We start from the raw sequence: 12,353 nt of genomic DNA on the forward strand, positions 1-12,353 counted from the left end.
GAGCCGCCAGGGCGACAGCCCGTTGCTGCCGGACCTGCTGGCGCAGATCCCCCCGGAGGAGACGATCGGCACGGTTACCGCGGATGGCGCTTACGATACGCACCGCTGCCATGGCGCGATCATCGACCGAGGCGCCGAAGCGGTCATACCGATCCGTCGCACTGGGCGTGCCTGGAAAGAGGACTGTCCCGCCGCCATCGCGCGAAACGAGATCCTGCGGGCAACCCGGCACTTAGGCCGGACGCTCTGGAAGACGTGGACCGGCTATCACGTCCGAAGTCGGGTCGAGGCTGTGATGAACTGCCTGAAGCTCTTCGGCGAGAGGATCATGTCACGAGACCCCGACCGCCAGACCGCCGAAATCCAGATCCGCATTGCCATCATGAACCGCTTCTCGGCCCTTGGCAGGGCCGAGATCAAGGCCGTCCGCTGAAGATTGCGGGAAAGGGTGCAGTCATGCTCGGAGCTGATTTGCGCAACATCGCCGGCTGGGACTGCCTGATTCAATGACTTCTATGGCAGACCGGTCCAAATTCGGCTTAAAAGGACGAGCGAAAGATTGATCGCCGGCTCATAGCGGCGAGTCTCGGGCACAAGGACGGCCAGTGTAGTGTCGAGCGGCATGTCCTCGACCACGACGAGCCCGTTCGCCTGCTTCTCGTAGAGCGCGATCGACTCGCGGCACAAGCTCAGCCCCACGCCCGAACGTACCATAGCCAGCATGGATGGCTCCTGATCGACCAGCGCCACGCGGTTCTGCTCCGCCCCAGTCTCGCGGAACCGGCGCTCCAGCAGGCGATGATGCACCGAAGCCGGCGGGGTCCCGACCCAAGGCAGTTCGGCGAGCCCGGCCCAGCCAAGGCCGGCGACCCGCCGCTCCCAGCCCGCGGGGGCAATCACGAGGTAGCGAAAGCGTGTCAGCGTTTGATGATGGAACGGCGCCCCTTGCACCGGCATATCAGCCAAAGATTCGTCCAGCATGAAACCCATGTCGATCTCGCCGCGCTGCAATCGCACCGGAACGTCGCCGCTCATTCCATGAACCAACTCGGCCTGCAATCCGGGCGCGGCTTCGAGCAACTCCGCAAGGAAGCGGCCCAGCCGGATGAAGTCCGGATCGACGATGGTCCCGATGCGCAGCGTCCCACTGAGCGTGCCGGTCATGCGACGGGCCGCGTGGCTGAACTCCTCCACCGCCTCAAGCACACGCTCGGCCTTTTTCAAGAGCGTCTCGCCATCGCGCGTGAGCTCGAGCCCGCGGGCGGTGCGCCGGAACAGTACCAGCCCTGTGTACTCGGAGAGCCGCTTGAGCTGAAGGCTCACAGCGGGCTGGGTCAGGTGCAGCAACGCCGCCGCGCGCGAGACGTTGCCCTCGCGTGCCACGGTGACGAAGGAGTGCAGGCTCCGCAGATCTGCCGGGTGCTTCATGAGTTCTGCTTATAATGCCTTGCGCCATTAGTCATTGGATTTCGAGCCGCGCTTGCCGCATCGCTTATCGCGAGGAGACGGAGGGGCGGTGACGACCGGCGCAGCAAGGGCCGGTCAGAGCGCACCTTTCCTAGAGGGGAGAATCCAGATGCCGCGCGATCCGTTCGACTACATCATTGTGGGGGCCGGCTCGGCGGGCTGCCTTTTGGCCAATCGGCTCAGCCGCGATCCGGCGAAACGCGTGCTGCTGCTCGAAGCCGGCAAGCGCGATAACCACCCGTGGATCCACATTCCCGTGGGCTATCTCTACTGCATCGGCAACCCGCGCACCGACTGGCTCTACCAGACCGCCCCCGAGGCCGGGCTGAACGGGCGGAGCTTGCGCTATCCGCGTGGCAAGGGGCTTGGCGGCTGCTCCTCGATCAACGGCATGATCTACATGCGGGGTCAGGCGCGCGATTACGACAACTGGGCCCGGCTCACCGGAGATGACGACTGGAGCTGGGAGAGGTCCCTGCCCGACTTCATGGCGCATGAGGACCACCACCGCCGCGATGGCGGCGCCGATCCCGAGACCGGGCACAACGGGCGGTTTTCGGACCTGCACGGGCATGGCGGGGAATGGCGGGTCGAGAAGCAGCGCCTGCGCTGGGACGTGCTGGAGGATTTCGCCACTGCCGCCACGCAGGCGGGCGTGCCGCGCACCGAGGATTTCAACACCGGCGACAACGCGGGCGTCGGCTATTTCGACGTGAACCAGAAGAACGGCTGGCGCTGGAACGCGGCCAAGGCTTTTTTGCGCCCTGCGAAATCGCGGCCCAACCTGGAAATCTGGACTGAAAGTCAGGTCGAGCGGCTGATCTTCGAGACCACGCCCCAAGGCGCCACGCGCTGCGCCGGCGCGGTCGTCCGGCGCGGCGGCGATGCGATGACGGTGCGCGCGCGCGGCGAGGTCATCCTCTCGGCGGGTGCGATCGGCTCGCCGCAGATCCTGCAGCTGTCGGGCGTGGGCCCGGCCGATCAGGCGAAGGCGCATGGCATCGAGGTGCTGCGCGACCTGCCCGGCGTGGGCGAGAACCTGCAGGATCATTTGCAGATCCGCGCGGTGTTCAAGGTGAAGGGCGCCAAGACGCTGAACACGCTGGCGGGCAACATCTTCGGCAAGGCGCGGATCGGCTTGGAGTACGCCCTTCGCCGCACCGGCCCGATGAGCATGTCGCCGAGCCAGCTCGGCGCCTTCACCCGATCCGACCCGCAGCGCCCGCATGCCAATCTCGAATACCACGTGCAGCCCCTGAGCCTCGACGCCTTCGGCGAGGATCTGCACGCCTTCCCGGCGATCACGGCCAGCGTGTGCAACCTCAACCCCACGAGCCGGGGCCGGGTGCACCTGACCTCAAACCGCTTCGACGATGCGCCCGAAATCGCGCCGAACTACCTCGCCACCGACGAGGACCGCCACGTGGCGGCGCAGAGCCTGCGACAGGTGCGCGAGATCGTTTCGCAGCCGGCGATGGCGAAATACGAGCCCGAGGAATGGAAGCCCGGGCCCCAGTACCAGACCGACGAGGAACTCGCGCGGCTCGCGGGTGACATCGCCAACACGATCTTCCACCCCGTCGGCACCGCCAAGATGGGCCGTGAGGACGATCCCATGGCGGTGGTCGACACCCGGCTCAGGGTGCGCGGGATCGAGGCGCTCCGGGTGGTGGATGCGAGCGTCATGCCCGAGATCACCAGCGGCAACACCAGCGCGCCGGTGATGATGATCGCCGAAAAGGCCGCGCGCTGGATACTCGAAGAGGCGTGAGCCGCATCCGGGGAGGGATGCGCCACGACAATCGCCCGGATCCATATCCGGGCACATCCATGGGGGAGGAACCTATGCGACATTCGAACGAGGGCGACGACCGGCTGGACCTGCGGGTCTTTGTGCCGTCGCTGGCGGTGCTGGCCGGCGTCTGCCTGCCGCTGATCCTGTTTCCCGAGGCCGGACCGGCGGCGATCAGCGCGGCCTTCGCCTTCGCCACCGGCAATTTCGGCTGGCTCTACCTCCTGGCCGGGCTCGGCACGGTGCTGTTCCTGATCGGGCTGGCGATGAGCCGCTATGGCAATGTGCGTCTGGGCCGCCCCGATGAGCGGCCCGAGTTCTCCTATTTCAGCTGGATCGCAATGATCTTCTGCGGCGGCATCGGCATCGCCATCGTCAACTGGGCCTGGGTCGAGCCGATCTACTACATGCAGGGTCCGCCGTTTGGCGTGGCGCCGATGTCGGCCGAGGCCGCCGAATGGGCGCTGACCTACGGCCAGTTTCACTGGGGCCTGACGCCTTGGGCCTTCTATTGCCTGCCCGCCCTGCCCATCGCCTATTCGATGTATGTCCGCCGCCAGCCCGGCGTGCGGCTCTCGGTGGCGGCGCGCGGCATCTTGGGGCGGCATTCCGACGGCTGGATCGGCGTGGCGCTCGACGCGGTGGTGGTGTTCGGCGTGGTGGGCGGCGTTGGCACCTCGCTGGGCCTCGCGGTGCCGCTGGTCTCGCAGCTTGTAGGCGGGCTGTTCGGCGTCGCCCCTCGCTCGGGCTCGACCTTGCGATCCTTGGCCTCTGGACCGTGATCTTCGGCGGCAGCGTCTGGTTCGGCCTGTCGCGCGGCATCCGGCTCCTGTCGGACGCCAACGTGGTGCTGGCCATCCTGCTCTTGGGCTTCACCTTTCTCGCCGGGCCGACGCTGTTCATGATCAACGGCTGGACCAACAGCCTCGGGCAGATGGCGACCAACTTCCTGACCATGAGCATGTGGACCGACCCGGTCACCGGATCGAGCTTCTCGCGCGACTGGACCGTGTTCTACTGGGCCTGGTGGATCGCCTATGCGCCGATGATGGGGCTCTTCGTGGCACGCATCTCGCGCGGCCGCACGATCCGCGAGCTGATCGTGGCCGAGCTGGTCTGGGGCTCTTTGGGCTGCTGGGTGTTCTTCGCGGTCTGGGGCGGCTACGCGCTCGACCTGCAGATCTCGGGCGCACTCGACGTGAGCGCCGTGCTGAGCGCCGAAGGCATCCCCGCCACCGTGCAGGCGATCCTTGGCACCCTGCCCTTCTCGGGTCTCGTGACGGCGGCCTTCGTGGCCCTGTGCTTCATCTTCCTTGCCACCACGCTCGACAGCGCGGCCTACGTGCTGGCGTCGGTCACCTCGCGCAGCCTCTCGGGCTATCAGGAGCCCAAGCGGTCTATCCGCATCGTCTGGGCGCTGATCCTGGCGCTGGTCGGCATCGCGCTGATCCAGCTTGGCGGGCTGAAACCGGTGCAGACCTCGACCATCGTGGTGGCGCTGCCGCTGATCCCGGTTCTGGGGCTTCTGACATGGTCGCTGATGCGCTGGCTTCGCGAGGATTTCGGCACCGACCCGCGCCGTGACCATCTCGTGATCGACACACCCGCCGAATAGCGGCGATCCTTCGAGGGCCGGCCATCGGTCGGCCCCATCCAACCCATTTCACCCGGAGGGAAGCGTCATGACCCGCGATCCGAATTCCAAGCTGCCCCTCGCCGGCGTCAAGGTCGTCGATTTCGGCCAGTACATCGCGGGCCCGGCCGTCGCGATGATCCTCGGCGATCTCGGCGCCACCGTGGTGCATATTGACCCGCCAGATGGCCCGCTCTGGCACAGCCCGGCTAACGCCACGCTGGGCCGGGGCAAACTCACCATCCGTCTTGACCTGAAGACCGATGAGGGGCTCGCACAGGCCCGCGCGCTGGCGGCCGAGGCCGACATCCTCGTCGAGAGCTTCCGCCCCGGCACCATGGCGCGGCTCGGGCTCGACCCCGAAGAGCTGTGCCGCGAGCATCCGGCGCTGATCGCCGTCTCGATCCCGGGCTTCGCCTCGAACGACGAGCTGCGCCGCGACTGGCGCGCCTATGAGAGCGTCATTGCCGCGACCTCGGGCGTCTTCACCGACATGGGCCTCAACCGTGTGCTGATGGGGATCAACCCGTCGTTCTCGCCGCTGCCGCTGGCTTCGGCCTATGGCACGATGCTCGCGGCCTCGGCCGTGGTTCTGGCGCTGCAGGCGCGCGAGCGCACGGGCCTCGGCGAGCGGATCGAGGTGCCGCTCGCGGCGGCGGTGATGGAGGGGCTGACCTATAATTCGATCCGCATCGAGAACCTGCCCGAGCGCTACAAGACCCAGCGCGAGCAGGAGATCGAGCGGCGCCGGATCGAGGGGCTGCCGATGAACCTCGGCTATGACGAACTTCAGGAGCTGCTCGACCCGTTCTACCGCAGCTACATGTGCAAGGACGGGCGGATGTTCTACGTCGTCTGCCCGAGCCACAAGAACCACGCCAAACGCTGCCTGCAGACGCTGGGCATCCATGACGAGCTGGTGGCCGAGGGGCTGGGCGAGGAGGAGGACACCTACAAGCCGGTCTCGGAATGGGCCTCGGACGTCTCGCTTGGCGTCTATCCCCTGCCCAAGCACTGGGCCGACCGGATCGCCGCGCGCATGAAGGAGGTCTTCATGACGCGTACCGCCAAGGAATGGGAAAAGATCTTCGGCAAGCGCCGCTTTCCCGGCGCGCCGCAGCGCTGGCTGCAGGAATGGATCAACGATGATCACGCCGAGACCGCCGGTCTGATGATCGAGGTCGAGGACCCTGAATACGGCACCATGACCCAGCCCGGCCCGATGGTCTGGCTGGAGGAGAGCGCCGAGGAGACGCTGACGCCCGCGCCGCGCCGCGAGGTCGATTTCGACACCGCGCTCTCGGCGCTGGCGGCACTGCCCACCATCCTGCCCGCCCCAACCGATCCGGCCAATCGCGGCGGTTGGCTCGACGGCGTGCGCGTGCTCGATCTGTGCAACGTCATCGCCGGGCCGCATTCGGTCTCCTACCTCGCCCGCTTCGGCGCCGAGGTGATCAAGCTCGACCCCGCCAAGCCCTTCTACGATTGCTGGAATACGGTGATCTTCGGCCTGTCCCATATGCGCGGCAAACGCTCGGTGTTGGCCGATATCCGCAGCCCGGAGGGGCGCGAGGTGCTGGAGCGGCTGGTGAAATCGGTTGACGTCGTGGTCTGGAATGCGCCCGACAGCCAGATCAAGGCGATGGGCCTCGACGCGGCGGGCCTGCGCGCGATGAACCCCGACGCGGTGTTCTGCCAGCTCGACTGCTTCAGCGGACCGAGACGCGGCCCGCGCACCGATTACGTCGGCTATGACGACCTCGTGCAGGCCGCGACCGGCATCATGCTGCGCTTTGGCGGCACGATGGAGACGCCAGAGGAGCACGCCCATGTCGGCACGATCGACGTGATGTGCGGCTTTGGCGGCGCGCTCGGCGTGGCGGCGGCGCTCTACCAGAAGGCGCGCACGGGCCGTGCGGGCCGCGCCCGCACCTCGCTCTCGGCGCTCAGCGGGCTGGCGCAAATGCCGTTCTGCTACGACTACCTCAAGCGCGGGCTGTTCAACGAGCCTTCGGGCCGCGAGGCCTTGGGCTTCGACGAGCTGTCGCGCTTCTACTATACCGCTGATGGTTTCCTGCTGCTGAGCGCCTACGAGGCCGACCTCGTGCGCTTCGAGACGGTCGAGGGGCTCAAGGGCTTTTCGCGCGTCCCAGCGGACAAGCGCGCCATCTTCCTCGCCGGCGCCTTCCTGCAGGCCAGCGCCGCCGACTGGGTCGAGCGGCTGCAGGAGGCCGATATCGGCGCCGCGGTCTGCGAAAACCTCGAAGGCATCCGCTCCTACAACAGCCGCCCCGCGGACGGCACACCGGGGCTCGACCAAGGCAGCTATTCCTTCTCGATCCATGCCGACCACCCGAGCGGCCACGAGGTGACCCAGCTCGACCCCTACGCCGTGCGCCCCGCGCGCAGCGCCGTGCGCGCCCTGCCCTGCGCCGAGAAATACGGCGCCTCGACCCGCGAGGTGCTGGGCGAGATGGGGTTCGGGACCGACGAGATCGAGCAGATGATCGAGACCGGCGCGATCAGCGACAGCTGGAGCCGGGAGTACCTGCCAAGTTAAACTGACAGGGGCGGGCCGATCCCGCCCCTGATCCATTAGAATTGACATTATCAAGACGATCAGTCTAAATGTAATCATGCCGGATGTTGTTCCCCTCAAAAAGCGCCGGGGCCGCCCCCCGAAAGCGGGGCGCGAGGCCACGGAGACCCGCGCCGCGCTTCTGCGTACGGCGATGGAGATTGGCACCGAGAAGGGGTTTTCCGGTGTCGGGCTGGACGAAATGCTCAAGGCCGTCGGCGTCCCCAAGGGATCCTTCTACCACTGGTTCGACAGCAAAGAGGCCTTCGGCCTTGCCGTCATCGACACCTATGGGCGGTATTTCGCGGGCAAGCTGGACCGTCATTTCGGGAACGTCGAACTGACCCCGCGCCAGCGGCTGCAGGCCTTTTTCGACGATGCGCGGCGGGGCATGGCGCGACATGATTTCACGCGCGGTTGCCTCGTAGGCAATCTCGGGCAGGAGATCGCGCTGCTGCCGGGGTCGTTCCGGCAGGCGCTGATCGATACCTTCCTCGATTGGGAGGCCCGCACCGAGGCCTGCCTGCGCACGGGTGTCGAAGCGGGCGAGTTCCGCGCCGATCTCGACTGCGCCCGTCAGGCCAAGACCTTCTGGATCGGATGGGAGGGGGCAGTGCTGCGAGCCAAGCTTGAACGACAGGCCGCCCCACTCGACGCCTTCGCCACGACTTTCCTCCAACAGATCGAGGCTTGATAATGCCCGCCACGGAAGACACTGCGCTCTCCGCGCGTCATAATAGAGACGATCGGTCCAAAAGATCGGAGCGGTTCGACGGGCTACTGGTGTGTGATGACGGCAAGGGAGGCCGCGCCGTCTCGGTGGAGCGGCTGAGCGCAGACCAGCTGCCTGAGGGCGACGTTACGGTGCAGGTCGAATGGTCGTGCCTGAACTACAAGGACGCGCTCGGCATCACCGGGAGCGGGCCGATCCTGCGCCGCCTGCCCATGGTGCCCGGCGTCGATTTCGCCGGCACGGTGACCCAAAGTGCGTCGCCGGAGGTCGCGATCGGCGACCGGGTGATCCTGAACGGCTGGGGCGTGGGCGAAACGCGCTGGGGCGGTTTCGCGAAGCTGGCCCGTGTCGAGGGCGCATGGCTCACCCCCTGCCCTGCCGATATGAGCCCACGCGCGGCCATGAGCCTCGGGACGGCCGGCTACACGGCCATGCTGTGCGTGCAGGCCTTGCGCGACTGCGGCCTGACGCCCTCGGGCGGCCCGGTTCTCGTGACGGGCGCCAGCGGCGGCGTTGGATCAGTCGCCGTGCTCCTGCTCAAGGCGCTCGGCCACGAGGTAACGGCCGTGACCAGCCGCAGCACGGAGAAGCTCTATCTGCTCGACGAGCTCGGCGCCGACAGCGTGATCGGGCCCGACGACATCAATCCCGGCCGCCGCCCCTTCGGCAAGCCGCTCTGGAGCGGCGTGATCGATGTCTGCGGCGGTGACATCCTCACACAGGCCTGCGCGGCGACGCGATATGGCGGCACCGTGGCCGCCTGCGGGCTGGCGGCGGCGGCCGAGTTCAGTTCGAGCGTCATGCCCTTCATCCTGCGCGGCGTGGGGCTTTTGGGCATCGACAGCGTGATGCGACCTCAGGAGGACCGGATTCGCGCCTGGGAGGAGCTGGCCCTGCTCCTGCCGCAGGGTCTGACGGGTCCGATGACGCAGGAGATCGGCCTTCACGAGCTGACCTGCGCCAGCGAGGCGCTCTTGGACCGCAAACTACGCGGGCGGACCGTGGTGCGCCTCGACGCCTGAGCCACAAAGAAACCGGCCTCGGAACCGCACGCGGGAGGCGCGTGGACCGGGCGCATCAAGGGAGGAGACAGACATGGCAGCCACGGCTGAACGACCCCCAAAGAAGGGGCCGCTGGACGGCATCACCGTCCTCGATTTTTCACGGGTGCTGGCGGGGCCCTATTGCACCATGGTGCTTGCCGACATGGGCGCGCGGGTCATCAAGGTCGAGCGGTTCGGAACGGGCGACGACACTCGCGCCTTCGGCCCCTTCGTCGAGGATGAATCCGCCTATTTCATGTGCTTCAACCGCGGCAAGGAGAGCATCACGCTCGATGTCAAATCGCCGCGCGACCGCGACCTTCTGGAGCGGCTGCTCGACGAGGCGACGTGCTGGTGGAAAATTTCCGCCCCGGCGTGATGGAGCGGTTGGGCTACGGGCCCGAGCGACTGGCCAAGACGCATCCGCATATCGTCTACGCCTCGGTCTCGGGTTTCGGTCACAGCGGACCGTTCTCGGAACTCCCCGGCTACGACATGGTGGTGCAGGCGATGGGCGGTGTGATGAGCCTGACCGGCTGGCCCGATGGCCGCCCCGCCCGCGTCGGCACGAGCTTCGGCGATCTCGGCGCGGCGCTCTTCACCGTCATCGGCATCGTCTCGGCGCTTTATGGCCGCACCAAGGACGCGCAGGGCGCGCGCGTCGACATCGGCATGCTCGATTGCCAGGCGGCGCTGATGGAGACGGCGCTGGCCCGCTACGACGTGGAGGGCGTGGTGCCCACCCGTACCGGCGACAGTCACCCCTCGCTCGCGCCGTTCGAAAGCTTCGAGACCGAGGATGAGCGGCTCGTCATCGCGGCGGGCAACGACCAGCTGTTCCTGCTGATGGCGGACGCCATCGGCGCACCCCGCCTCGCACTCGATTCGCGCTTCATCAGCAACGACCTGCGCTGCCGCAACCGCCCCGAGATGGTGGCGTCGATCGAGGCGGTGACCCGCACCCGACCGGCGGCGCACTGGATCGAATTGTTGAACGAGGCGGGCGTGCCCTGCGCCCCGATCAACACCATCGACCGGCTGCTCGACCATCCGCAGCTGCTTGCGCGCGACATGATCGTGCAGGTGCGCGGCCAAGGCGGCAGGACGCTGCGCACCGCCGGCAACCCGATCAAGATGACCGGCTACGAGGCGTTCGACCCGGCGGTGCCGCTGCGCGCCCCCGGTCTTGGCGAACACCGCGCCGCCATCCTGAACGAGTTAGGTCGCCTCAGCGGCGCCTACAGCCCGGCCGTCACATCGGAGCAGACCGATGTCGACCCGGCCGACGACGCGAGATCGGCCGCCCCGCCCGTTCTGCGCGCCGTCGACACCAAAACCGCCAAGACCGCCTGAGGAGCCGAAGCCATGAGCACCACGACCAAGACCGATCCCAAGATCGCCGCCACGGCGGACACCGCCGCCCCTGTCTCTGCCGATGAGACGACCATTCTTGTCGAACGGCGCGGCAATATCGGATTGATCACCCTGAACCGCCCCAAGGCGCTCAATGCGCTGAACCGTCAGCTCGCCGCCGAGACGGTCGCCTCGTTGCGCGACTTCGACGCCGACGAGCGCATCGGCGCGATCGTCCTGACCGGATCACCGCGCGCCTTCGCCGCCGGCGCCGACATCGAGGAGATGGCGACGGTTCGCTTCACCGACTTTTACATGGATGACTTTCTCGCCGCTTGGGACGGGCTGCGCGGCGTCTCCAAGCCCATCGTCGCGGCGGTGGCGGGCTATGCCTTGGGCGGCGGTTGCGAGCTTGCGCTGATGTGCGACATCGTCATCGCCTCGGAGGACGCCCAGTTCGGTCAGCCTGAGATCAAGCTCGGCATCCTGCCGGGTATCGGCGGATCGCAAAGGATCGCGCGCTCCGCCGGAAAGGCCCTCGCAATGGATCTCGTGCTGACCGGGCGCAACATGGACGCGCGCGAGGCCAAGGCCGCAGGGCTGGTATCGCGCGTGGTGCCGGCAGATCAGCTGCTGCACGAGGCGATCGAAACCGCGCATGTGATCGCGGGCTACAACGCGCCTTCGGTCAAGATGGCGAAGGAGGCGGTCAACCGCGCCTTCGAGACGCCGCTGGCCGAGGGGCTGCGCGCCGAGCGCCTGTTGTTTCAGGCCGCCTTCGCCACCGAGGGCCAGAAGGAGGGCATGGAGGCTTTCGTCGCCAAGCGGGCACCGGTGTTTCGCGGGCGCTGACACAAGCAGGAATGCGCGTCACCCGCGCCGCATCCCTGCCAGGATGGCGTGCCCCCTCCCGCACCAGTTCGAACCTGTGGGTTCGGCGGTCGCCCGTACAGTAGGGGCCGCGTGTTTCAACACGAGATCCGACGGACGGTTACGCGCAGCCGAGAATGACAGATCAGATGAGTTCGGAGGCCTACCCAACTCCTGTCGCGTTCTCCTGCCATTCCCCTTCGAAATCGCGCGGCACCAGCAGGTTGTGCGGGTCCAGATCGGCCACGGCGCGCTCACCGCAGAGCGCCATGGTGAGTGCCCGGCAACTCAGCCTCGAAGGGCAGCATCGCGCAATTGACCAAGTCGCTTATCATCGCTTGGGCAAAGGAGGGTATCCGCGTCAACGCCATCGCGCCGGGCTGGATCCGCACGCCACTCACGGCAGCGCCGCAATCAGACCCGGACCGTGCCGTACCGATCTTGGCCCGTACGCCGCTGGGCAAATGGGGCGAAGGAGCGAGCCCGAGAATCTGACGGGCCTACCGATGTTCCTCTGCACGCCGCTGTCCGGGTTCATGTCCGGCACGGGGTGCCGGTCGATGGCGGCTGTGCCATCGCGTAGCCAAGCGACCCTATGCCATCTGGCGGGGCACTGTACGTGGCGTTGCGCCCCTGCTCACCTCCGATAGATAGCTTCGAACCCGGATCCAGACTATGATCTTGGCTTCTCGAATTTTGGCTGGTCAAATTTTCTGAGGTGAAGAGATGCACATTATATCTTTGCTGGTTTCGACCGTCGGCATCACACGACCGGGCTTTCGGCCAGTGCCCAAGGACCAAGCTTCGATTGCAACAAAGCGCAGACGGCTACTGAGCGAGCCATCTGTTCCTCCGGTGGGCTCTCGAGCTATGCCTGAGTTTGG

The 12,353-nt window shown here is 66.9% G+C and carries 8 protein-coding genes and 2 pseudogenes; 9 read left to right on the forward strand and 1 reads right to left on the reverse strand.

Annotation, left to right across the window (positions count from 1 at the left end; translation table 11 throughout):
* Window positions 1–433, forward strand: a 433-nt coding sequence (locus MBELCI_RS16495; protein ID WP_045320379.1) for an IS5 family transposase, incomplete at its 5' end; no start/stop codon positions are given.
* 80 nt (window positions 434–513) lie between these two features.
* On the opposite strand, the gene MBELCI_RS16500 is transcribed toward MBELCI_RS16495, so the two are convergent.
* Entirely contained in the window at window positions 514–1,428 is a 915-nt protein-coding gene (locus MBELCI_RS16500) for a LysR family transcriptional regulator (protein ID WP_021695380.1), read from the reverse strand.
* A 148-nt stretch (window positions 1,429–1,576) separates the two neighbouring features.
* On the opposite strand from MBELCI_RS16500, the gene MBELCI_RS16505 reads away from it, so the two are divergent.
* From MBELCI_RS16505 to MBELCI_RS20150, 8 genes and pseudogenes are all read left to right on the forward strand, one after another.
* A complete protein-coding gene (locus MBELCI_RS16505; protein ID WP_021695381.1) occupies window positions 1,577–3,238 on the forward strand; it encodes a GMC family oxidoreductase in 1,662 nt (553 codons plus the stop codon).
* 74 nt (window positions 3,239–3,312) lie between these two features.
* Window positions 3,313–4,874, forward strand: a pseudogene (locus tag MBELCI_RS23000) (BCCT family transporter).
* 67 nt (window positions 4,875–4,941) lie between these two features.
* Window positions 4,942–7,452 carry a CoA transferase gene (locus tag MBELCI_RS16515; RefSeq protein ID WP_021695383.1) on the forward strand — a complete coding sequence of 837 codons (2,511 nt, stop codon included), beginning with the start codon at window positions 4,942–4,944 and terminating at the stop codon, window positions 7,450–7,452.
* A gap of 76 nt (window positions 7,453–7,528) precedes the next feature.
* Window positions 7,529–8,164, forward strand: coding sequence for an acrylate utilization transcriptional regulator AcuR (gene acuR / locus MBELCI_RS16520; protein ID WP_045320380.1), 636 nt, complete (start codon window positions 7,529–7,531; stop codon window positions 8,162–8,164).
* A 2-nt stretch (window positions 8,165–8,166) separates the two neighbouring features.
* Window positions 8,167–9,225: an MDR family oxidoreductase gene (locus MBELCI_RS16525; protein ID WP_081698633.1), complete on the forward strand. Its 1,059-nt coding sequence runs from the start codon at window positions 8,167–8,169 to the stop codon at window positions 9,223–9,225.
* A 169-nt stretch (window positions 9,226–9,394) separates the two neighbouring features.
* Window positions 9,395–10,599: pseudogene (locus MBELCI_RS16530) on the forward strand (CaiB/BaiF CoA transferase family protein).
* 12 nt (window positions 10,600–10,611) lie between these two features.
* Window positions 10,612–11,451, forward strand: coding sequence for an enoyl-CoA hydratase (locus tag MBELCI_RS16535; protein ID WP_021695388.1), 840 nt, complete (start codon window positions 10,612–10,614; stop codon window positions 11,449–11,451).
* 294 nt (window positions 11,452–11,745) lie between these two features.
* The gene (locus tag MBELCI_RS20150; RefSeq protein ID WP_200861296.1) at window positions 11,746–11,964 is read left to right on the forward strand and encodes an SDR family oxidoreductase; all 219 of its coding nucleotides are present in this window, start codon (window positions 11,746–11,748) and stop codon (window positions 11,962–11,964) included.
* Window positions 11,965–12,353: the final 389 nt, after the last annotated feature.

This window comes from Limimaricola cinnabarinus LL-001, from assembly GCF_000466965.1.
Taxonomy (GTDB): Bacteria; Pseudomonadota; Alphaproteobacteria; order Rhodobacterales; family Rhodobacteraceae; genus Limimaricola; species Limimaricola cinnabarinus.